Here is a 21,181-nt window from a genome sequence, read left to right as displayed (position 1 = left end):
TAGGTGATGCTCATCTGTTGATGGCACGTCGCCGACTTCCGAAGTGGCCTGCGCGGTCGTGCGTGAGATCGAGCAGTTGGGCGGCTCAGCGGTCGCGGTCAGCGAGTCAGTCACTTCGATGGCCGGGGCACAGATGATCGTGCGCTCGGCAGCCGTGGATATCGACGGTGTCGTCACCGCAGTTGTCGCACCAAGTCTCCGAGCCCTAGGTTCTTCCAGTTCTCCAGCATGCCCGTCATCGTGTGCAACATGACTCGCGACGCATAGTGGTCTCTGAAGAAGGGATCCCGAGGGCCGGAAAGTGAATCGATGTCGTCGTTGTCGCGAGCAATCGCAACCGGTGCGGCCATCGACAGACCGAAATTGGATGCCATGGAGAGTCGGACGTGCAGGCTGATCTCTCCGAGATCCAAGTGCGGTCCACCCTGAGCCTCGAACTCATCGATCATGATTCCCAAGAGCTCATCAAGGTGCTCGGCGAAGACATATGACTCAGCACAGCCGAGCGCGCCACCGACGACCTGTGTCAGAGGGAGTTGTCCGCAGTTGGCCCAATCGATGAAGCCGCACTCGAGCTCACCCTGATCGTCTCGTTCGAACCAGCAGTTGTCGATATTGCCGTTCCAGTGTGCGAAGGCAACGAAACGCGGACGGCCACTCAGGAGAATCTCCTGGATGCGCTCGCGGACGGCGAACGCGTCGCCCATGTAGGCAATGAACTGCTCGCGCAGCGAAGGATCAAGAAGATCCTCAGGAAACAATTTGGGATAGCGCTGGATGAAATCGAACATCTTGTTTGCCCGCACTATCGACTGCTCGTCGGACACAGGGATGCGGAACATTGCTGACCCCTGTTCGGCGTCAGGAAAGAGCTCATCGAACTCGGAGGAGAGCTTTCCGGCGCGGTGTGAGCCAGACAGCCGGCCCAGGCTCCGAAAGATTGCTCGGTAGTGCTCGACCGCATCGGGGATGAGGTAGTCCATGCACTTGGCGTGGGCTGGCTCCACGTTTCCCTCGCCGTACGGGATCAACTCGGTGATGAGCAATCCAGTGGCGGACTCAGCCTCTAGGTCGGCGAACATGAACACCGGGACCATGACGGGGAAGTCTGGCGATCGCGAGAGCAGCGCAAAGTTCACTTCCGAAAGCATCATCCACTTGGCGCTGTCCCAGAGGTCGTTGTCGAAGTGGCGGGAGAACTTCACAAAGAGACGGTCAGGCAAAGCAGTGTCTGGTTGCTCGTAGACCACGGTCATCTTGAGCTTCTTGCCGCTTCCACCGTCGAAGAACTCCGATGACTCGACGATGGCGACGACACTGTTGGTCGCACTTAATACACCGCTGGCGCGAAACGCCTTTGTGAGGAATTCGACGCCACCCGCCAAGAGAGCCTCGGGATCGGCCGGGATTGGTAAGCCAAAATTGTCGCCGGTGACCCAGCGCTCCTGCGTGGAGGAGTTGAGGGCATCCGTTCGAGAACTCATCTGAGCGACGCTACCAATCCGTTGCGGTTCTTCGGGAACTGCCTTCGCGATATCGCTGCCCCTCGAGAAGGGATTCTGGCAGGCACACATGCACGATGAGCCGTGGTTCTCGTAATGCGTGGGTCCGGGGATCGAATCCCCGAGGCGGCTCCATGCAGATATCCGGATAGATCAGGGAAGGCCAACGTGGCGTTCAGGTCTTGAGAGCCACTATTTCTCGCGTGCATCCATGCTCTGAAAGACGTTCCTTACGCGGTTGCTGCTGATGTTCCATTCACAGTTGGCGGCTGCTGCTCGCGAGACTTCCGGGGTAGGACGTAGCCGAGAACGATGCCGATCACGATCCCACCGACACCGAGGATGGCTAGCCAAACGATGGTCACCGGGATGACGCCGAAGACGAACAGAAGTAGGGCAACCCCTAGACCCAGAAACACTCCTGCGAAGAATCCCATGATCGGATGATGGCGACGTTTCACTGTGGATCCCCTCTATCTGGCTTGCAGCATTGTGTAAGTGGACATCAGAGCAGCAGTATTCCCAGGAACATCAGGAAAAAGATCAAGAGGAAGATCAACCCCGAGTAGAACAGCGGCGAAGCAAAGGGAGAGCCGCTTCCGGTGATGTAGCCACTCGCCGTGCAGGAGCCTCCAGATCCAGTCACCGTCGCCGTGACCGGCACCTTTGCCTCCCCCAAGGAGTTCAGCATGAACGTCACTGCGCCGGGAAGATCCGAGAGGGCGTACTCACCTTGGCTCTTCTTCAAGCCTTCATCGTTGGTGAAGTCGCCGCTCGATACTGGAAATCCGCTCACCGTGACCTTGTAAGCGCCATTCTTGAGGACAACTTTGGAAGCACCTTCCCACTGGACTTTGCCCTCCATGTCGATAACGAAGGGACGCTCTTCCGTGCCACCGATGCCTGGTGCGTAAGCGAGGTCTAGCGGTCCGCCACTGGCCGTGTATGAGGTTGCGTTCCCGCTGCAGCCCTCTGCCTCGGCTGCGTGCGCCCCGTCTGCGACAAACACGATTGACAGGAAAGCGACAACAATCGCCGTGACAACGGAAGCTAGTGATGATTTTCTGTGCGACACAGATGCCTCCCGGTCATGAGGATGTGCAGACTACTACCGCGAAGTCACCTGCGTCTACGAATGCAATGGGCGGTGATACAACGAATTTTGAGACTGTAGACGCGCACACGGCAGGCAACGCTGCAGTTTGGTTCTCACCGAACTCAGCGGCGTCCAGACAAATGTAGGCAACACTGCCTTGATTGCTTGTAGTGCTGCAGCCGTGTTAGGGCTGAATGTGGTTGCGGCTATGCCTGCATCCGCGACTCAGTCTGGCTTGCAATCGGCTCTTGCTGCGGCAAAGAAGACCGGCTGCACGATCACGGGGACGAACGGCAATGACGTGCTGCGCGGCACGAGTGGCAACGACGTGATCTGTGCTCGCGGCGGGGACGACAAGATCTTTGGTCTCGGCGGGAATGACATCCTGCTCGGTGACTCCGGCGCTGATGACATCCACCAAGACGTCCGCGCGACGGTACGTGCCGACACATCCGGTGATCATGCGATGTATGTCAACTGGCAGACTCTCGGAGATCTTCCCAATGACTGGACCGCGTCGTATGCCGGCGGCGCCTGCACCAACAACGAGGCCAGCCCGACCTTTCGCTTTCGAGATAGCTGGGATGGTCGACTCTTCGACCTCAAGAGCGCAGACATGTGGCTCTTGGCAACGCACCCGGGCGGATCTGAGTTCAAGGTGACCGTGTGTTCCGGGATCCGCGGATGTGCCGTGATCTGCGACAGCGACCAGAGGTTCAAAATCACGACCCAATTCTCGTAGGTGAGCGGCGATACAGTCGTTCCATGAGTCCGGTCCGGCCTCCCATCGCCAAGGCCTTCATCCCGTTCCTGCCGGTCGCGCTCGCACTCGTCTGCATCCAGATCGACTTCTTCTCCCTCGGACTGGCACTGCCGGTGATCGCCGATGACTTCGGCGTCACAACAACAAATCTGCAATGGGCATTGAGCGGTTACATGCTCGCTCTTGGTTCGTTGATGATCCCCGCAAGTCGACTCGCTGATCTGCTTGGTAGGAAACGGATCCTGCTCATTGGCGTGGCGACCTTCGGAGTTACGTCGCTGGCATGCGGCTTGTCGTCGACTCCGGAGATGCTCATCGGCTTTCGAGTGCTGCAAGGTGTTGGTGGCGCAATGATTCTGCCTGTTGCCTTCTCGCTGGTGACCAATGCAACCGATGCAGATGTTCGTCCTCGCATCCTTGGCATGCTGCTGGCCATTGCTGCAGTCGGAACGGCTATTGGTCCGATCCTTGGCGGAGGTCTTGCTTCCACCATTGGATGGCAATGGGTCTTCTTTGTGAACGTTCCGGTCGCGTTGATCGCGCTGGTGTGGGGGAGCATCTCTTTGAAAGAGAGCAAAGACAGCGAAGGTCACCGCTTGCGCGAGCTCGACTGGCTGGGGGCGGGTCTTGTTGTTACCGCGGTTGCATTGATCAGTTTGGGGATTGACGCAATATCTGGCGTGGGCTTTCTCGTGCTCTCGACGATCGCTCTACTGGTCGTGGGATTGGCGGCGTTGTTCGTATTCTTGTTGCACGAGCGAGGCGTGGCATGGCCGATGGTTGGGCAGGACCTGATGCGTCGCGGATCGTTCTGGACTCTGGTTGGTGCTGGCAGCTTCGCCAATGGCTGCTTCGGCTTGATGATCATCGTGTCAGTGATTGAACTTCAGCAGGTTCAAGGCCTTAGTTCTGGTCAAGCCGGTCTTGCGTTCATCACTGCGGCATTGGCCACCGCTTTGTGCGGACCAATCTCGGGTCGACTCGCTGGCAAGGTGCCGGGCGGACAAGTCATGGCGGTGTGCATTTTCATTGGAGGGATCGGACTCATCGTGCAGGCGAAATCAGCATTACTTGTGGTGGACCTCACCGGTCTCGCTGTCTGCGGTTTCGCCTTCGGGATGGGGTACACCTTCACCAATGTCGCAACTCAGAGCGTGCTTCCCGAAGAGTTGTCCGGGCAGGCATCAGGAGTCTCGCTCACGCTCATGGTCACTATTGCTGGTCTTGCAGTGGTCCTTGGGGCCATGGCCTTGGAGCTCGCCAGCGGCGGGACCGACATGGGTGCGGCGACGGTGACAGTGCTGCTCTGGTCCGGGATTGTTGCTGTGTTGGTTGCGGTTGGCTTTGGCTGGACACAGCGTCATGACCGCATTGCCAAGGTGCCAGTGCCGGCGTGAAGCCGGCGCTATTCGACTGAAACGAATAGGTCAGTGCGCATGTCTGCTGGGTCAGCTCCCGGAGTTGGCATCGTCACGTAGACACCCCACACCGGTCCGGTCGGTGCCAGCCCTTGTTCTTCAATCCACCGATGCAACTGCTGCCACGCTCCTGGATTCAATTGCAATACCGGTGGGAAAGCCGGCCTCGAGATCGAAGGTCTTTGCTGGCACGCTGAAATAGCGAGCGGATGCCGGACCGGCAATCGAAGCCCCCTGTTCTTGGATCTCCTGCACTTCGCCTCGACCGCCGGCCTTGGCGTGTTGGCTGGCTAGCGGCGAATTTCATTCACCCGCACAATGACCGATATGGCAATCCGCGGACGAGCCCTCATCGCTGCTGTGTCGATTGCATTGCTTGGTGCTGCGGTGGGATCGACAGGCATCGCATCCGCGGGCGTTGAGTCTGCTCGTCAGGTGCCCGGCACTAGCTGCCCGATGTTTCCCGACGACAACTATTGGCGCGCGCGCATCGACTCGCTGCCCATCAATACTTCGTCGGCGCAATGGATGTCGAATATGCATCCCTCGACTTCCCTTCATCCCGACTTCGGGCCTTCATTCGGCGAGCAAGAGGTTCCGTACGGAATGCCGATCACTGTCGTTCACGGGGCGGCCCGAGTTCCCGTCACATTCGATTACGCCGATGAGAGCGACAAGGTGACCTATCCGCTCAATAAGGACACATTGATCGAAGGTGGTGCCAACGCTAACGGCGATCGACACGCGATCGTCGTGGATGCGGACAGTTGCACTCTGTTCGAGACGTGGAACACCCGACAGACAGCAGGCGGATGGACCGCCGGTTCAGGTGCTGTGTGGTCTTTGAAGTCGAACAAGCTGCGCCCCAAGTCATGGACTTCGGCAGACGCGGCTGGCCTGCCGATACTGCCCGGCTTGCTTCGCTGGGTCGAGGTCAAAGCAGGTCAGGTCGATCACGCCATTCGATTCACGACCGACGTCACCCAACGCGCATTCATCTGGCCTGCGCGCCACCAGGCGGGATCGACAGACTCCGTGGCATTCCCGCCTATGGGCGCGAGGTTCCGTTTGAAGTCTGGCTATTCAACTTCGGGCTATTCGAAGTACGCCCAGGTCGTCCTCACAGCCATGAAGAGATATGGCTTAGTGCTTGCAGACAATGGCTCGCCTTGGTACTTCCAGGGTGATGCTGATCCAGCGTGGCCCTCTGTTCTGATTGCAGAACTCAAGCGCATCCCTGCCTCGGCTTTCGAGGCGGTCGACACCGCGCGACTCCAGGTTTCGCCGAACTCGGCCGCGGTAAGACAGAAGTAGTGGGACAGTGATGTGATGTCGCAAAGCCCTTCAGGTAGTCGGACGAGCACTCGGTTGGCTCGCCACTTCGAGGCAGTGCGAGACGCATCCGGCATGGTTACTGGCGTGCTCGCAACCGAGCAGCACTATCCGGATCGCACCTACTCGATCGACGAACTCCGTTTGCGAGTGAACGGATTGCGCAACATTGCGGTTCGCTACGGAGGGCACCTGCTTTTGGCCGAGGGCAATATTGAAGCTTGGACAGTCGGCGTTCTGCACAGCCGAGTCACGCTCAGCATTCCCTACCTTGAAGGGCTTCAAATGTTCAGCGAACCGCGAACGGCTGGCGCCTTCATGTCGATCTTGGAGGAAAGCGAGCGAAGGCTTTTCGATTGGCTCAACACCCTGCCTGGCTTTACGAGTGAAATCGACGACCTCGCCTGAAGATGGTCCTTGGCATGAACCTCAGAAGCACATGAGGATCACTAGGTTCGTTACATATCGCGATATCGAACGGCCATTGCGAGCTTTGCCTTGATGGTGTCAGCGGTGGCTGGACGCGGATCGGTGATGCCGTCCGGACCGCTGTAGAGCCCTGCGTAGGCGGGTGTGTCTCGCTGGAAGCGCCAGCCTTCAGATAGCGGGCCAGCATCGACCGCGTCATAGCCAATTCGATCGAGGAATTCGACTACCGATTGCTTTGCGCTGGCATCATCGCCAGCTATCGCCAAGGCGCTGCGATCTTGCGCACCGGTCGGACGTGCCAATTGCAAGAGAGCTCGGTACCAGATGTTGTTGAACCCTTTGACGACGTGTGAGTCCGGAAGGTGAGCTTGCAGCAGTTCGCTCGTAGTCGTTGACTCATCATCGAGTTCGGCGATGTCGCCGTCCCGTTGGGCGTAGTAGTTATTGGTGTCAATGACCACCTTCCCCGCCAGAGGCACGGCAGGGACTTCTCGGTAAGCCCGCAAGGGGATTGTGACAACGACGATGTCGCCCGCCGCCGCAGCTTCAGCCGCTGTCCTCGCGCGTGCTTGTGGTCCGAGTTCCTCGACTAAGTCACTCAGAGTTTCGGGTCCGCGCGAGTTGCTCACGACGACGGCATAGCCAGCCGCTACAGCAAGGCGCGCAACTGTGCTTCCGATTTTGCCGCTGCCGATCAAACCAATTGTTGTCATAGCTGGTCGTCACCCCATGTTCAGGGCCGACTTGCCGCCCCACTGGTAGCCGCTGCGGAGACCGCCATGAGAAGTGCCGAACACCACGGTGTTCATGGCCTGGTCGAGTTCTTCCGGGTCCCATTGCTTATCGGACACACCGACAACGCCGTTGGGAGTCCAGGGAGAGAAGTGCGTGACCCGGGATCCCTGTGAGAAGAAGGCCTGACCATTCACATGACGGGACAGGTCCGAGGCCAGCCAAACGGCCAGGGGTGCGACATTGCCTGGGTCGCGCGGGTCGTACTCGGTGTACTGGTCGGGCTCTGCGATCTCGTCGATGTCGGTGCCGCGAGTGATGCCGATGAGCCGCGTCGTGCCCGAGGGAGCAATGGCATTGGAGCGGACGCCGTACTTCATCATGTCCTGGGCAAGCGCGACGGAGAACATCGCGATGCCGCCCTTGGCCGCTGCGTAATTTGTCTGTCCGGTGTTGCCCAGCAAGCCGACCGATGACGTTGTGCAGATCACGGATGCGTTGACCTTGCCCCCGATCTCCCTGCTCTTCTCTCTCCAGTAGGCGGTCGCGTGGCGCGCAGGTGCGAAATGGCCCTTCAGATGGACTTTGATCACGGAGTCCCAGTCACTCTCGTCCATGTTGAAGATCATCTTGTCTCGCAGGATTCCCGCATTGAGCACGAGACAGTCGAGTCCACCGAAACTGTCGATTGCCTGATCCACCATGACCTTCGCTGCTTCGAAGTCCGACACATCGGCGTAGTTGGCGACCGCCTCGCCGCCCCGGCTCTTGATGATCTCGACCACCTCGTCTGCCGCGCGTTGGTCTGACCCACCGCCCGACGGAGCGCCACCGAGGTCGTTCACGACCACTTTGGCGCCATGCTCGGCCATAAGGAGGGCGTAGCCACGGCCCACGCCGTGCCCTGCGCCAGTGATGATTACGGACTTGCCCTCGAGAAGTTTCATGTCGGGATCCTAAGGAGCGGAGCAGGTCAGGATGGGGCAAAGGCCAGATCTCGGAGGCGACTCGACACTGAATGCCAGGCGGGGCAAACGGCTGCGAGCGCACGCACCCACCGGCTAGCGTCTTTTGCCAAGTGCACGCATCTTCAGATGCTGACGAAACCCTGAGGGAGTTGATGGCCGTGTTCGAGGACAAGGTTGTAGTGGTGACCGGTTCAAGCCGTGGCATCGGTCAAGCGACGGCGATTGAGTTCGCTCGCTTGGGGGCCAAGGTCGTAAGCGTGGCTCGCGGCGTGCCGCATCACATCTTCCCGGGGACTCTTGCCGAGACCGAGCAGGTGATCCGCGGGCTCGGCGGCGAAGTGGTGAGCGTGGAAGCAGACCTCATGGACGAAGTCGCCATCCAGAAGATCTACGACGAGACCATGAATGCCTTCGGACGGTGCGACATCTTGGTCAACAATGCGGCGGCCTCGTTCCTCGGCTCGTTCATGGACCTGTCGCTGAAGCGACTGGACATCATCTGGAAGGTCAATGTCCGGGCAACGTGGCAGCTCTCCCAGTTGTTTCTGCCTCAAATGCTCGAACGCCAGTCTGGCCGGATTGTGAACGTGAGCTCTGGTGGCGGTCATGTGAACTACGGAGGTGCCACTTGGGAGGATCTTCAGGCCCCCGCCACGGGCGCAGTGCGGCGCATGGGCGTTGGACAGGCCGGTTTGGGCGCGACCGCGTACGGCACTTCGAAGGCAGCCTTGGATCGACTCACTCAAGGACTGGCCGGTGAGATCGCAGGCCAGGGCGTCGCTGTGAACGCAATCGGCGTCGAGGCCCGGACGCCACCCAACGTGCATTTCATCACCGATGAGGAGTCACCAGAAGGAGAGCTCCCAGAGGCGCCCGCGCAACTCATCACCTGGCTTGCAGCCCAGCCACCGGAGGTCACCGGAAAGATTCTCAGTCAGCACTTGCTACTCGGGCCACTGCGCGAACTTGGGCTCGTGCGGCCAGCGGCCAGGCCCGGCGACAACCCCGACCTGCCCTCTGGTTCTTCTGGGATGCTGCCGAAGAGTTGACGACCGCGGTGAGTTCGTGGTTGCAGTACCGCCGGCATCATTTGCTGACGTAACTCACAGTTGCTTGTTGCGACCGTCGATATTTTTGGTAAGCGGGCGTAGCGTCAAAACATGAGGCAACACACGCACATGCGAGCCGCCGATGTGAAGGCGCTGTTGGTCTTTGCAATGCTGGCATTGTTAGTGGTTTCGACTTCGGCATTGATCTTCGCGCAATTGCGCTGACACGAGGTTGGCTCCAAGTCGCAGCAGCGACTCGTCTATCCGCCGAGTCTTAGGCGCTTGGATCTGAAGCGGCAGGATTGCTCGAGTTCAGTTGTACCTCAAGTCGCGATGCTGAGAGAGCAAGGCTCCAACTCGAGACGTAAAAGGCCACTCCACTGATGACGGTTGCCACTCCAAATGCCCAGAAGTACTCGACCGACGCATCCAGACCGGATTCACCAGTGATCCATGACATGACGGCCGCGATGGCAGCGAGGATGCCGATCGCTGCTGTGGCATAGGCGCCTCGCCTCAGCAGCCGGGCTGCATGTCTGGCGTTCTCGACTTCCGCGGCATAGCCGCGGGAAGCGCCAAATTGAGGATCCACGCGATGACCTTAGCGATCGTGGCCGATACTCACGGAGTTTCCAAATGGCTCTTGGCTAGCTTGCGGTTCGCGTTCGCCAGTTCGGATTGCGCCCAACAAATGCCACCAGCCTCGTCTGCACATCTGCGTCGTCGGACACTTTGACACTCGGGCCGTACTGAACTGAGGAACGCAGCATTTCGTCGATGCCTTCCATGCCCGCGAGTAAGTTCGCACAGAAGTCAGCATCGAGTTCGATCGGCTGATCAGTTGCTTGCGCCAAGTCCCAGCTGTGCATGAACACATCTGGAGTGATCATCATGTCGATTGCAGTTCCCAATGGCATGACTCCCGCCTGCGGGTGCGCGAACTGCGCACCTTGGGTTTCAGGCTTCATCAGGATGTCGCGCAGCCCGTCGTCGAAGCGCGCCCAATCACCGACGGGATCATTTTCCTTCGGATCGCGAGTTGGCAGCTGAATTGATGCGCCAACGCTCAACAGCCCGGGTACCCAATCAACCAGGTGCCACACCACATCACAAGCCGCCCAACCTTCGACTGGCGAAGGTGCGTCCCAATCTGTGGTGCCGTTGACGAGTGCAGTGAAGCCGCCAGAGATGGCGGCGTAGCGCTCGGCTGGATCGTCAGGAAATGCCATTGCTCAACAACCTCTCAAGTTCTGCGTAGCCCTCGTTGACTCCAGTTTCCATTCCGCTGGACATCCAAGAGTCGCGCACTGCAAAGCTCTCAGAGAGCGAGCGCGCATGCAATCGCGTCATGCCGTTGCCGAGATCGGTGAACTCCACAGTTTCCAGCGCAACATCATCTGGTTGCCCCTCCCAAGTGAATGTCTGGACGATCTTGGTCGGTCCAACGGTGTGGAAGCAGCCGTGGAAGGCGAACTCCTCGCCATCTCGGCTGGCGACGTATCGCCAGGAGCCACCGGTTCTTGCATCCCAGTAGTCGATTCGAGTGCTCAGGCTGGCCGGTCCTATCCAACGGGCGAACAGCTCCCGTTCGAGGTGGCAGCGCATCAACTGCTCAGGGCTCGCGTGGAAGTCGCGACGGATATGGATCAACGGCACCTCGGCATCTGCCTTGATGCTGGTTTGGTTCAGTTTGGTGTTCATGCGGTTGCTCCTTTCGTCGTCTCATTCATTTCGGCCAGAACCCCGTCGAGTCGGCTGTAGCGAGCTTCAGCCTCGCGTTGATAGCGGCGTATCCAGCCGGCCATCATGTCCAGAACTTCTGGCTCGATATGGACAGGTCGACGCTGTGCGTCTTTGGTTCTGCTCACAAGGCCAGCGGCTTCGAGCACCTTGAGATGCTTGGACACCGCCTGGAGACTCACGTCGTATCGCTCGGCAAGTGCGGTGATCGTGGCTTCACCTGTAGCCAAGCGCGTAAACATGTCGCGGCGCGTTGGATCCGCGAGCGCACTGAACGCCAAAGACAATTTGTCAGCCATCTGGCCCCTAACTAGTGAGTGAAGAAAGTTATTGGGCATTGTCTGGGCTATCAACCAGTTGGTTGACAACAGGAGAAGCCTGCGCTCGCGCTCAGATTCGAGTGGAATACATCTTGGACAGCTACCGGTTGAAGGCTGGTGTCGAGCGGGACAGGATGTGAGCGGGACCTAACTCAGTGCAGTGGGAAGGATCGACATGGCCGATTCAGATGGCGTGACCAACAGCGGCAGCGAGAGCGAGAACCCGGCGATCTCTTCGCCCGAAGTGAAGTCGACGCGACCGAATTCGAATCGTGACTGGTGGCCCAACCAGCTAAACCTGCAAGTACTGCAGCAGCACGCGACTGGTCCCAATCCCTTGGGTCCTGATTTCGACTACTCCGAGAGTTTTGCGAATCTCGATGTTGAAGAGCTCAAGCGCGATCTCTTTGCCTTGATGACTGACTCACAAGAGTGGTGGCCTGCCGACTACGGCCACTACGGGCCCTTCTTCATTCGCATGAGTTGGCACGCAGCTGGCACCTATCGCGTAGCCGATGGTCGCGGCGGCGGAGGCAGCGGCATGCAGCGCTTCGCACCGCTCAACAGTTGGCCCGACAATGCCAACCTCGACAAGGCACGACGCCTGCTGTGGCCGATCAAGCAGAAGTATGGGCAGCAAATCTCCTGGGCTGACCTGCTTGTTTTCACCGGCAACTGCGCATTGGAGTCCATGGGCTTCACGACCTTCGGCTTCGGCTTTGGTCGCGAAGATGTCTGGGAGCCAGACGAGATCTTCTGGGGACCAGAAGACACTTGGCTTGGCGATGAGCGCTACACCGGCGAGCGCCAACTCGAAGGTCCATTAGGTGCAGTGCAGATGGGCTTGATCTATGTCAATCCCGAAGGTCCTGACGGCAACCCTGACCCGCACGCCTCAGCCCATGACATTCGCGAGACCTTCAAGCGAATGGCAATGAACGACGAAGAAACTCTCGCCCTGATCGTCGGAGGACACACCTTCGGCAAGGCACATGGTGCGGTTGACTCTGAATACGTTGGGCCCGAGCCTGAAGCCGCACCCATCGAGGCACAAGGCATCGGCTGGACAAACAGCTACGCCACTGGCAAGGGCGTGTACACGATCACCAGTGGGCTTGAAGGTGCGTGGACGAAGGAGCCCACCAAGTGGGACAACGAATTCTTGGAGAACCTGTTCGGATACGAGTGGCAACTCACGGCAAGTCCGGCCGGTGCAAAGCAATGGGAACCTACTGATCCTGCTGCCAGCACCACAGTTCCTGATGCACACGACATCACCCAACGGCATGCACCAATAATGTTGACAACTGATCTCGCGATGCGGATGGATCCGGTCTACGAACCGATTGCAAAGCGATTCTTCGAGAATCCTGATGATCTTGCAGATGCCTTCGGCAAGGCCTGGTTCAAGTTGCTGCACCGTGACATGGGCCCGCGATCGAGATACCTGGGCCCGTGGATTCCAGAACCCCAGATTTGGCAGGACCCCGTTCCGGATGTTGAAGGTGATCTCATTGGCGGTGCCGAGATCGCAGCACTGAAGCGATCAATCTTGGAGTCAGGACTTTCCGTGCAGCAGTTGATCTCAACTGCCTGGGCTTCTGCTTCGTCATTCCGCGGCACTGACAAGCGCGGTGGCGCGAACGGTGCTCGAATTCGCCTTGCACCGCAGAAAGATTGGCCGGTCAATGAGCCCGCGACTTTGAGTTCTGCACTCGCGAGTCTCGAGCAGATCCAAACTGGATTCAACAGTTCACAGACAGGCGCGATCCGCGTTTCGCTCGCTGACGTGATCATTCTTGGTGGCTGTGCAGCAGTTGAGAAAGCGGCCAAGGATGCTGGCTTCGAGGTCATCGTTCCGTTCGCTCCTGGGCGCACCGATGCTACGCAAGAACAAACCGATGTCGAATCTGTAGGAGTGCTCGAGCCGACAGCTGATGGTTTCCGCAACTTCCTGCAGGAGGGCGAAAAGCTCTCTCCAGAGACTCTACTGCTTGATCGCGCGAACCTGCTGACACTCACAGCGCCGGAGATGACTGTGCTGGTCGGCGGAATGAGAGCACTGGGCGCGAACTCCGGACCGTCCAAGCTGGGCCTGCTCACAGACCGTCCGGGCGTCCTGAGCAATGACTTCTTCGTGAATCTGCTCGACATGGAAACTCAGTGGCGAACTTCTCAAACAGACGTTCACGTCTTTGACGGTTGTGATCGCAAGACCGGTGACGTCAAGTGGACGGCCACTGCCGTTGATCTCGTCTTCGGCTCGAACTCGCAATTGCGTGCACTCACTGAGGTGTACGCATCCGCGGATGCCAAAGAGAGGTTTGTGCTCGATTTCGTTGCTGTGTGGGACAAGGTCATGACTCTGGATCGTTTCGATTTGCTGTAGTAGTTGTCGCGCACTGCACTCAAGTATTGCGATCGTTGAGAGAGGTGAATCATGAAGACAATGACGTGTGAGCAATTGGGCGGGTCATGCGAGCTTGCCCTGCACGGCGACACTGCTGACGACATCATCAAGGCTCAGGATCGTCATCTGAAAGACATCGTTGACACTGGCGATGAAGCCCACAAGGAAGCATTGAAGTCCATGAAAGGTCGTTGGAAGAACCCGATCAAGGGCATGGGTTGGTACAAGCAGGTCAAGAAGGACTTTGCTGCGTTGCCTGAAGTCTGAGCACCCCGCAGTCCAGCATGCGCTTGCCGAATGATGGAAGTGAAGCGACTAAGCGCACGACCTAGCGTCAGTACTCAGATCGGTAGGCGCCGGTTGGCTCATTGATCTGAGCCGCCTGATCGGCGCCGGTAACCGGCAGGCCTGCCGGATCAATGAGTCCGATTTGCACGAGCACGGCTGCCTGATCCCAATAGATGTGCTCATGAGTCACCAGACCTGCGTCTGCGCGCACGATGACCACCAACGGAATCTGCACGCTTCGCCCTGTCGCAGGAACCCCCGGAAGTATCCAGTCGATCGCTTGGGTGTGCGTGAATCGGACGAGTAGTTCATCAACCATTTGCACGGTGTCCGTGGTGCGCGAGATGTTGGTGATCTCGACATCGGGGGGGAAGAACTTGCCCACAAGGTGGGCGTCATAGAACTCTCGCACCCCCCGCTGCCCAGACCCCCCTGCGCGTACGGGCACGTGATTGAGGTGTGGGTTGGGGCCCATGGTGGCCATCGTTCGCTCGAGATCACCGTCCATTTCTGCTTGCATGTGATCTTCGAACAACTCCGCAACGGATGGCTTAGGCAGATTCATGGCTTCCCTTCGATGGGTGGTGCTGTGAATTGATCATTGCCCGGCGATGCGCAAGCGCTCGTTCACACGTGCGCGTGCCTTGAGACTCGAACCGAGTACCGCATCTCATGCGAGTGCCCAGGCTGGAGTTGTACTGCCTCTTCGCGCAGATTGCCGCCTTCTACGCAGAGCATTGAGGGCCACTCCTCGTCGCCGAAGTCTCTGATGCGCTTGGCTTTTTCGACCCATGGATTCCACACCACTGTGCTGGCCGAGTTTTCTTTGTCGATGATCAGCACTCGATCCATAGCTTGGTCGATGACGCGCACCTGGCCCGATGCCGTATAGATCCGATCAGTTTCATTCGTGAACGTCACGTCGCCAGCCTGGGTCTTGACGTTCAGTCCGTTTGGGTCTGCTTGGTCGAGGTACGAGCATCCGTCGAGCCCTTCGAGAGCGATCTTGCGAATATCGCTCACATGGAAATAGGCATGCAGAGCAGCTTCGTAGGAGAACGCCCGCTTGTCGGTGTTCTCGACGGTGAATGAGAGTTGGAGTGTGTCTCCTAGACGAATCTCGTATCGAGCAGTGAAGGCGAAGGGGAAGTTGGGGTCATCAGTCGGCGCACCATTGAGGGAGAATTGTGCGATGGCATCGTTGCCGGCCTGCCCTTGATCGATGAGGCGCCACGGTTGAGTGCGAGCAAAGCCGTGAGCTGGAGTGAGATCACCCGATCTTCCTGCTCCGAACCACGGAAAAATGATCGGCACCCCGCCTCTGATGGCAATACCGGTTTCGAAGCGCGCAAGCGAACTCATCCAGATCACGGGCTCGTTGCCGGTGGGAATCCAAGACGTGAGGTGTGCGCCGTGTGCGAACACGGTGCCAGTGCCTCCAGTATTCGACAATGCGATCGCTGAAGGGATGGACTCATTGGCCACGTCGGTGAACGTACCGCATGTTGACTGGCATTCATCTGGATTGTGGCGCTCCTAATTGAGTTCGCACTGACACACTGAACCCCTGCGCGGCTGATCTTGCGTCCTAGGGGAGGATTCAAATGAATGCACGAGCGTTGCTTCAAAGAGCAAGCGCAGTGCGACTGCTGATTGCATCGCTAATTGCTGTGAGTTCGGTGATTCCGGCCAATGCGAGCACGGTTGCCATCTGCAATTCGGCGGACCTTTCAGGCAAAGCAACTGGATCGGGAGCCGGAATGTCTCAGCCGTACGTGGTGATCACAGTGACCAACATCGGCAAAGCATCATGTGCGCTGAAGGGCTACCCGGTGTTGACCGGGGCTTGGACTGCCAAGGGCAAAGTCGCCATCAGCGCCAAGAATGGTGATCTGTTCAATATGCCAAGTGCAAAGGTCAAGAGATTCGTATTGGCTCCCAAAGCCAAGGCGTGGTTCGCCAACGGATCTGCAACGGCCTATGACCCCCCTCTTGTCACGATCAATCGCATTGCATTTGCTACTTCGGCTGGTACCAGCGTGGCTGACAGCTCGATGATTCGATCAGGGCTGATGGCGACCGCACCCGCTGGCAAGCCCTACCCGCTGGGGGTAACGGCCTTTGCTGCAGGCAAGGGTCCTGCGTCAGGTTGTGACTCTGGTAACTGCTGAATTTGTAGGGCAGGCTTTCTTGCCCACTCTCATCGTTCCAACCGTGAAGCATTGCAAGAGTCCGCGACTTCTCGGGCTCGCGTTGCTTCCCGCAATCTTCGCTATGCATTCGTTCACCTCGGCATTCGTCTGGCACGGCCTGCTTGGCGGTGTCCCGCCAATTGTTCTCAACGCAGCGACCGGGTTCTATCTGTTCGTCGCATTCGTCCTATTGCCGATGTACGCACCGACCGCCGTGCTGCTTGTGGAACCGCGGGGTTGGCGAAGAATCGTGTTCGTACTTCTGATCGCAACGGGTGCGTATGCAGGTCTCTCTTTTCTGCTAGCGCTGATCGAAGGTCGCGGAAGTGCCGTTGCGTGTGACTTCTACATCTCGTTCAATATCGACTCCACGGCAACCTCTGTCGCGGTGCTCTACATCCTCGCCGCGTGTGGGGCGCTGCTCTTGTCGGGACAACGGATTCTTGAGTATTGGGGAATCGTCAACGCGCTGGCGGTTGGAGCACTCGCATTTTGGGCCAGCCGTGGTCTGTCATCTCTGTGGTGCTTTTTGGCCGCGTGCAGCAGCGTGTTCATCGCTTGGTACTTGCGTCACTTGGATGCCGCACATTTGTCTGGCAAGCCCTGGCCCTGGGAGTCGCCTGCTTCTGATGAGGTGCGGAAAGTTGAAACACGACTCTGAAATCTATACGCAACTAAAGGTTGCGTCGCTTCGATTCTCCCGATCGTCTCTCGCGCAACCAAAAGTTGCAGGAGGAATTCATGGAGTTTGGAAGTATCGATCGAGAGATCTACGTGGAGGCGTCACCAGAGATCGCCTTCGAGGTCATTGATGTGCAAGCCCCTCGCTTCTTTTCCTTTCGCTGGACCCAGCCCAGTGGTGAGGCAGCCGTTGAAGGCAACTCGCTCTTGGTCACCTTCGAACTCTCGCCCTCGGGAAGTGGCACTTTGGTGAAATTCGCCGAGACTGGTTTTCGGGAGATGGGTTGGGAGGTCGCAGTCCTCGAGGAGACCTACAACGAGCACGTCAATGGTTGGAACCTCTACATTCCGCGTCTTGCTCCATACGTCTTGAGCATGCAGTCTCAGTCGTGAGCACAACACTCTCCGACAAGATCGATGACGAGTTGTGGTCGGCCATCGGCGATCCAACTCGGCGCCGCATGCTCGATCTCTTGCTCGCAGGTGGCGGCGGTACTGCCACCTCATTGGGTCAGAAGTTGCCGGTGACTCGCCAAGCCGTTGCCAAACACCTCGTCGTCTTGGATCGAGTGGGTTTGGTTCATGCAATCTCAGTGGGGCGAGAGAAGAGATATCAGGTAGACGAGGCTCAACTCGCGCGCGCAGTGGCTCAGTTGACTTCGGTCGGATCAGCTTGGGATGCACGACTGCAGCGCATCAAGCGGATCGCAGAAACGATCCAACACGCTCAAAAGAAGTAGCAGTCCTCTGTGGTGAGAATGGATCGACTAATCACAGCTCGAACTGGGGCCGTCTTACGTGCACGATCCATCGGCAATCCGAGAGATCAGTTCGCGTAAGAGTTCGCGCTCGCCTTGCGTGAAATTCGAGAGAAGTTCGGCCTCGGCTGCATCGCGACCCTTGGCCACTTCGACTTGCACATTGGTACCGGCAGAGGTGATTTGCGGCATGCGGGCTCGGCGGTCATCAGGGACCTGCATGCGGATGACCAACTGCTTGGCCTCCAGGCGGTCAATGAGGGCGGTCAAGGTCGTCTTGTCGACACCGAGGTCGTGGCTCAAGGCCAATTGAGTTCGCCCGGGATGCTCAACAAGCGCTGTCAGCACGATCCAGTCACGAGCGTCGGAGAGGCCTTGAGTTCGGCAAACGGCGTCGAGGGAAGCTCTCAGGCGCTGAGCGCCACGGTGGAAAAGCCAGGTCAGATCTTCAGGAGTCCCCGTGCAGACCTCGGCGACGTCGTCCATCACGTGAGGCTAGCCGGATGGCGGCCCATGGAAAGGTCGCAAAACATTCTCACCTCGGATGGTTGAAGGATGGATAGTTGAATGTTATACTTTATGAATCTAAAGTAATTGGCCCGGCTTGAGATTCTCCAGCCGCCATCACCGACCCAGGAGTTCCTCATGACGACAGCAAGCGACGTTCAGATTCCCGAGTACATTGCCGGCACTTGGATGATTGACCCTGTCCATACTCATGTTGGCTTTGTCATCAAGCACATGATGGTCAGCAAGGTTCGCGGCAATTTTGACACCTTCTCAGGCGAAATTGTTGCCGCCGACAACCCGCTGGAATCAACAGTGAGCGTCAGCATCGATGCCAAGTCGATCAACACCGGCAACACCATGCGTGATGACCACATCCGTTCAGCTGATTTCTTTGACGCCGAGAATCACCCCACCCTCACCTTCACCTCCACTGGCATCCGTCAGGCCGGAGAAGAATTCTTCATCGACGGTGACCTCACCATTCGCGGAGTCACGAAGGCAGTCTCGCTGAAGACTGAGACCCCAGAGTTCGCGCAGATCTCACCGGAGAAGTTCAAGGCCGGCTTCTCGGCCACAGCCGAGATCACCCGCACCGACTTCGGAGTCAACTACAACGGCCCGATCCCAGGTGGCGGCCTTGCACTAGGCGAGAAGGTGCAGATTGTGCTTGAGGTTGAAGCTGACCTCGTCCCCGCAAGCTAGTACTGCGGAGCACATTCGCCTGAAGCAAATCAGTTGGCTGGATCGCGAATGATCGGGCAGGTCATGCAATGGCCACCTCCGCGACCTCGCCCTAGTTCGGCGCCAACGATGGTGATGACCTCGACTCCTGCCTTGCGCAGCAAGGTATTTGTGTACACGTTGCGGTCGTAGGCCATGACTACGCCGGGCGATAGCGCAATCAAGTTTGCGCCTGAATCCCATTGAGTGCGCTCGCGTTGGTAGGCATTGCCACCTGTTTCGACCACGCGAAGTTTTGGCAGGTTCAGTGCGCCGGCGACTACATCTACAAAGTTGCCTTCATCGCGGCGCAACTCGACCCCGCCGGGCTTGTCTGATGGGTAGTACGAGAAGGCTTGAATGCTGTCGACGATGTCGGGATACAGCAACACCAGGTCGCGATCCGCGAAAGTGAAGACAGTGTCCAAGTGCATTGCTGCGCGCAATTTTGGCATTGCCGCGACGAGCACGCGGTCGGCGGCACCTGCTTCGAAGAGCCTGGCCGCGACCTGACTGACGCCCTGTCGTGAGGTGCGCTCGCTCATGCCGATCAGCGCAGTGCGATTGCCGATGGGCATGACGTCGCCGCCTTCGACTGTGGCCATGCCCCAGTTCTGAGTCGGATCGCCCCACCACTCGTGCACCTTCCCGGCAAACTCGGGATGGAAGCGGTAGATGGCAGTCGTGAGGATCGTCTCTTCATGGCGTGCCGGCCAGAACAGCGGATTGAGAGTCACGCCGCCATAAATCCAACTCGTCGTATCGCGCGTGTAAAGGGTGTTCGGCAGTGGTGGCAAGAGATATTCGTTGACGCCTGCCGCATCGCGGACAAGTCGCAGCATGTCGCCGCCACGCGTTTCCGGGAACTCCTCGGTCGAAAGTCCGCCGATGAGGGTTTCAGCGAGCTCGCGGTCCTGGAGTTCGTCGAGGTATGAGCGAACTTCATCCACGAGCCCATTGCCCACGGTGTTCGCGACAATTTGGTGATCCAGAATCCAGGCTCGAGCTTGCGGAATTGCGACCGTTTCGGCAAGCAGCTTGTGCATCTCCACGACCTCGACTCCGCGATCTCGCATCTTGGTGATGAAGTCGAAGTGATCGCGCTTGGCGTTCTCCACCCACATGACATGCTCAAACAGCAAGTGATCGCAATTGCTCGGGGTGAGCCGTTCATGCGCCCTACCGGGTGCGCAGACCAGAACCATGCGGAGTTGACCGACTTCGGAATGAACGCCGAATTCAGTGCTCATCGAACCTCCAGAGTGTCGGTGCTCAGAGTTTCGCAGAGTTGATTCGAAAAACACGAATGTGCTTATGGGGGCAAGGACTGTTGAGCACCGCTAGGTTCAACTCATGAAACGTCACTTCGCGCCCATCGTTGTCGCCGCCGCATTCGCTTCCGTGTTGCTCGCTGGTTGCTCAGCAAGCGTCGATATTGGCGGTCAATCGATCACGTCTGATGAATTGTCATCGCAGGTCACATCAGCGCTTGCCGGTGAAATGAAGGTGGATGTGGACAAAGTGCCGACCATCACCTGTCCCGAGGATCTCGATGCGAAGGTCGGAGCCACCACCACGTGCCTGCTTCAGGATGAGACTTCGGGCAAGGATTACGACGTCGCCGTGAAGGTCACCAGTGTCGATGGCAGCAAGGCGCAGTTCTCGATCGAGGTTGCCAGCCAGCCTGTCCCGGCATCAACTGAGTAGTTCGGCCAAGGAAGCGCGCACCCTTCCCATGTCTACTGAGGTGGGAACGGATGCGGCATCATCGAGTTTCGCCAGCGATTTCTGAGCATTCGCGGTTGCTCCTTTGCGATTGCCACGTGCGAGTTGCGTCAGTGCCGCAGCCCACTGAGCGAGTGCTTGCCACACCGCGCGCTCTTCATCGGGGCAGCAGCGCCACCTTTGCTCGAAACTCTCGTGTGCATGAAACGGCAAGTCAGCGTTGACGTAGTCCATGGCTTGTGACCACGCCTCTTCGCTGGAAATCTCAGTTCGCTCTGGAATGCCAGGCACAGCCGATTGGATCGACCCGCGCAATGGGCGCCCGTACTTATCGCGCGGCTGCTCACTCATGAGCGGTGGTCAGGGATCACATGAGTCGATTCCAGATTTGGCGCCTGAACACCGGCAATGGCGATGGACACGGCCTCATCGAGAGCCCGCAGTTCTTCGCGGAGCTTGTCGCTGATTCGGCTGCTGCTGAGGGGCACCGTCCTAGTATCGAACTTCGACGACTCGAGGGAAAATCATGGTTGAGTAAGCGGAGTTTC

29 protein-coding genes are annotated in these 21,181 nt (G+C 58.3%); 13 read left to right on the top strand and 16 right to left on the bottom strand.

Features of this window, described 5'->3' with window-relative positions; genetic code table 11:
- Nucleotides 1-173: 173 nt before the first annotated feature.
- From Q7L55_11785 to Q7L55_11775, 3 genes are all read right to left on the bottom strand, one after another.
- On the bottom strand, nt 174-1,484 hold the full coding sequence (locus Q7L55_11785; GenBank protein ID MDO8733228.1) for a hypothetical protein: 1,311 nt from the start codon (nt 1,482-1,484) through the stop codon (nt 174-176).
- Between the two features lie 248 nt (nt 1,485-1,732).
- On the bottom strand, nt 1,733-1,939 hold the full coding sequence (locus Q7L55_11780; protein MDO8733227.1) for a hypothetical protein: 207 nt from the start codon (nt 1,937-1,939) through the stop codon (nt 1,733-1,735).
- A gap of 68 nt (nt 1,940-2,007) precedes the next feature.
- Nucleotides 2,008-2,577, bottom strand: coding sequence for a hypothetical protein (locus Q7L55_11775; protein MDO8733226.1), 570 nt, complete (start codon nt 2,575-2,577; stop codon nt 2,008-2,010).
- A gap of 229 nt (nt 2,578-2,806) precedes the next feature.
- On the opposite strand from Q7L55_11775, the gene Q7L55_11770 reads away from it, so the two are divergent.
- Entirely contained in the window at nt 2,807-3,340 is a 534-nt protein-coding gene (locus tag Q7L55_11770) for a hypothetical protein (protein ID MDO8733225.1), read from the top strand.
- 23 nt (nt 3,341-3,363) lie between these two features.
- Nucleotides 3,364-4,758, top strand: a complete 1,395-nt coding sequence (locus Q7L55_11765; protein MDO8733224.1) for an MFS transporter — start codon at nt 3,364-3,366, stop codon at nt 4,756-4,758.
- A gap of 120 nt (nt 4,759-4,878) precedes the next feature.
- Here the strand turns inward: Q7L55_11765 and Q7L55_11760 are convergent, their stop codons facing one another.
- On the bottom strand, nt 4,879-5,034 hold the full coding sequence (locus Q7L55_11760) for a hypothetical protein (GenBank protein MDO8733223.1): 156 nt from the start codon (nt 5,032-5,034) through the stop codon (nt 4,879-4,881).
- Between the two features lie 72 nt (nt 5,035-5,106).
- Here Q7L55_11760 and Q7L55_11755 point away from each other — a divergent pair, with 72 nt between their 5' ends.
- Nucleotides 5,107-6,093 (top strand): hypothetical protein, encoded by a 987-nt coding sequence (locus Q7L55_11755; GenBank protein MDO8733222.1) that lies wholly within the window; start codon nt 5,107-5,109, stop codon nt 6,091-6,093.
- A 15-nt stretch (nt 6,094-6,108) separates the two neighbouring features.
- Entirely contained in the window at nt 6,109-6,519 is a 411-nt protein-coding gene (locus tag Q7L55_11750) for a hypothetical protein (GenBank protein MDO8733221.1), read from the top strand.
- Between the two features lie 50 nt (nt 6,520-6,569).
- On the opposite strand, the gene Q7L55_11745 is transcribed toward Q7L55_11750, so the two are convergent.
- Both Q7L55_11745 and Q7L55_11740 read right to left on the bottom strand, forming a co-directional pair.
- Nucleotides 6,570-7,253 carry an NAD(P)-binding domain-containing protein gene (locus Q7L55_11745; GenBank protein MDO8733220.1) on the bottom strand — a complete coding sequence of 228 codons (684 nt, stop codon included), beginning with the start codon at nt 7,251-7,253 and terminating at the stop codon, nt 6,570-6,572.
- Between the two features lie 9 nt (nt 7,254-7,262).
- A complete protein-coding gene (locus Q7L55_11740; protein ID MDO8733219.1) occupies nt 7,263-8,219 on the bottom strand; it encodes an SDR family oxidoreductase in 957 nt (318 codons plus the stop codon).
- Nucleotides 8,220-8,350: 131 nt separating this feature from the next.
- Between Q7L55_11740 and Q7L55_11735 the strand changes: the two genes are divergently transcribed.
- Nucleotides 8,351-9,289 carry an SDR family oxidoreductase gene (locus Q7L55_11735; protein MDO8733218.1) on the top strand — a complete coding sequence of 313 codons (939 nt, stop codon included), beginning with the start codon at nt 8,351-8,353 and terminating at the stop codon, nt 9,287-9,289.
- Between the two features lie 274 nt (nt 9,290-9,563).
- Here Q7L55_11735 and Q7L55_11730 read toward each other — a convergent pair whose 3' ends face one another.
- From Q7L55_11730 to Q7L55_11715, 4 genes are read right to left on the bottom strand one after another with little or no spacing between them, the layout of a single operon-like run.
- Nucleotides 9,564-9,881 (bottom strand): hypothetical protein, encoded by a 318-nt coding sequence (locus Q7L55_11730; protein ID MDO8733217.1) that lies wholly within the window; start codon nt 9,879-9,881, stop codon nt 9,564-9,566.
- 55 nt (nt 9,882-9,936) lie between these two features.
- Nucleotides 9,937-10,518: a TIGR03086 family protein gene (locus Q7L55_11725; protein MDO8733216.1), complete on the bottom strand. Its 582-nt coding sequence runs from the start codon at nt 10,516-10,518 to the stop codon at nt 9,937-9,939.
- Entirely contained in the window at nt 10,505-10,990 is a 486-nt protein-coding gene (locus tag Q7L55_11720; protein ID MDO8733215.1) for an SRPBCC domain-containing protein, read from the bottom strand. The genes Q7L55_11725 and Q7L55_11720 overlap by 14 nt, the downstream gene beginning before the upstream one ends.
- On the bottom strand, nt 10,987-11,328 hold the full coding sequence (locus tag Q7L55_11715; GenBank protein MDO8733214.1) for a metalloregulator ArsR/SmtB family transcription factor: 342 nt from the start codon (nt 11,326-11,328) through the stop codon (nt 10,987-10,989). The genes Q7L55_11720 and Q7L55_11715 overlap by 4 nt, the downstream gene beginning before the upstream one ends.
- A gap of 196 nt (nt 11,329-11,524) precedes the next feature.
- Between Q7L55_11715 and katG the strand changes: the two genes are divergently transcribed.
- The gene (gene katG / locus Q7L55_11710; GenBank protein MDO8733213.1) at nt 11,525-13,738 is read left to right on the top strand and encodes a catalase/peroxidase HPI; all 2,214 of its coding nucleotides are present in this window, start codon (nt 11,525-11,527) and stop codon (nt 13,736-13,738) included.
- 51 nt (nt 13,739-13,789) lie between these two features.
- Nucleotides 13,790-14,026, top strand: a complete 237-nt coding sequence (locus tag Q7L55_11705; protein MDO8733212.1) for a hypothetical protein — start codon at nt 13,790-13,792, stop codon at nt 14,024-14,026.
- Nucleotides 14,027-14,093: 67 nt separating this feature from the next.
- On the opposite strand, the gene Q7L55_11700 is transcribed toward Q7L55_11705, so the two are convergent.
- Nucleotides 14,094-14,612: a nuclear transport factor 2 family protein gene (locus tag Q7L55_11700; protein MDO8733211.1), complete on the bottom strand. Its 519-nt coding sequence runs from the start codon at nt 14,610-14,612 to the stop codon at nt 14,094-14,096.
- Nucleotides 14,613-14,674: 62 nt separating this feature from the next.
- On the bottom strand, nt 14,675-15,532 hold the full coding sequence (locus Q7L55_11695) for a D-hexose-6-phosphate mutarotase (protein ID MDO8733210.1): 858 nt from the start codon (nt 15,530-15,532) through the stop codon (nt 14,675-14,677).
- Nucleotides 15,533-15,651: 119 nt separating this feature from the next.
- On the opposite strand from Q7L55_11695, the gene Q7L55_11690 reads away from it, so the two are divergent.
- From Q7L55_11690 to Q7L55_11675, 4 genes are all read left to right on the top strand, one after another.
- Complete coding sequence (locus tag Q7L55_11690; GenBank protein ID MDO8733209.1) at nt 15,652-16,218, top strand: DUF4232 domain-containing protein; 567 nt, start codon at nt 15,652-15,654, stop codon at nt 16,216-16,218.
- Nucleotides 16,199-16,900, top strand: coding sequence for a hypothetical protein (locus tag Q7L55_11685; GenBank protein MDO8733208.1), 702 nt, complete (start codon nt 16,199-16,201; stop codon nt 16,898-16,900). Before Q7L55_11690 ends, Q7L55_11685 begins: the two co-directional genes overlap by 20 nt.
- Nucleotides 16,901-16,980: 80 nt before the next feature.
- The gene (locus Q7L55_11680; GenBank protein ID MDO8733207.1) at nt 16,981-17,313 is read left to right on the top strand and encodes an SRPBCC domain-containing protein; all 333 of its coding nucleotides are present in this window, start codon (nt 16,981-16,983) and stop codon (nt 17,311-17,313) included.
- Nucleotides 17,310-17,660: a helix-turn-helix transcriptional regulator gene (locus Q7L55_11675; protein MDO8733206.1), complete on the top strand. Its 351-nt coding sequence runs from the start codon at nt 17,310-17,312 to the stop codon at nt 17,658-17,660. The genes Q7L55_11680 and Q7L55_11675 overlap by 4 nt, the downstream gene beginning before the upstream one ends.
- Nucleotides 17,661-17,714: 54 nt before the next feature.
- Here the strand turns inward: Q7L55_11675 and Q7L55_11670 are convergent, their stop codons facing one another.
- Nucleotides 17,715-18,164, bottom strand: a complete 450-nt coding sequence (locus Q7L55_11670; GenBank protein MDO8733205.1) for a MarR family winged helix-turn-helix transcriptional regulator — start codon at nt 18,162-18,164, stop codon at nt 17,715-17,717.
- Between the two features lie 159 nt (nt 18,165-18,323).
- Between Q7L55_11670 and Q7L55_11665 the strand changes: the two genes are divergently transcribed.
- Nucleotides 18,324-18,890: a YceI family protein gene (locus Q7L55_11665; protein MDO8733204.1), complete on the top strand. Its 567-nt coding sequence runs from the start codon at nt 18,324-18,326 to the stop codon at nt 18,888-18,890.
- 29 nt (nt 18,891-18,919) lie between these two features.
- On the opposite strand, the gene Q7L55_11660 is transcribed toward Q7L55_11665, so the two are convergent.
- Nucleotides 18,920-20,158 carry an arginine deiminase gene (locus Q7L55_11660; GenBank protein MDO8733203.1) on the bottom strand — a complete coding sequence of 413 codons (1,239 nt, stop codon included), beginning with the start codon at nt 20,156-20,158 and terminating at the stop codon, nt 18,920-18,922.
- Nucleotides 20,159-20,261: 103 nt separating this feature from the next.
- On the opposite strand from Q7L55_11660, the gene Q7L55_11655 reads away from it, so the two are divergent.
- The gene (locus Q7L55_11655; protein ID MDO8733202.1) at nt 20,262-20,615 is read left to right on the top strand and encodes a DUF4333 domain-containing protein; all 354 of its coding nucleotides are present in this window, start codon (nt 20,262-20,264) and stop codon (nt 20,613-20,615) included.
- Here Q7L55_11655 and Q7L55_11650 read toward each other — a convergent pair.
- Nucleotides 20,604-20,984, bottom strand: coding sequence for a DUF309 domain-containing protein (locus tag Q7L55_11650; GenBank protein MDO8733201.1), 381 nt, complete (start codon nt 20,982-20,984; stop codon nt 20,604-20,606). The two genes, Q7L55_11655 and Q7L55_11650, sit on opposite strands and share 12 nt — an antisense overlap.
- Nucleotides 20,981-21,121, bottom strand: coding sequence for a hypothetical protein (locus Q7L55_11645; protein MDO8733200.1), 141 nt, complete (start codon nt 21,119-21,121; stop codon nt 20,981-20,983). Before Q7L55_11645 ends, Q7L55_11650 begins: the two co-directional genes overlap by 4 nt.
- Nucleotides 21,122-21,181: the final 60 nt, after the last annotated feature.

The sequence above is a fragment of the Actinomycetota bacterium genome (assembly GCA_030650795.1).
GTDB lineage: Bacteria > Actinomycetota > Actinomycetes > S36-B12 > S36-B12 > UBA11398.
Note: the sequence above shows the minus strand (reverse complement) of the source record. Positions and strands in the feature narration are given on the sequence as shown.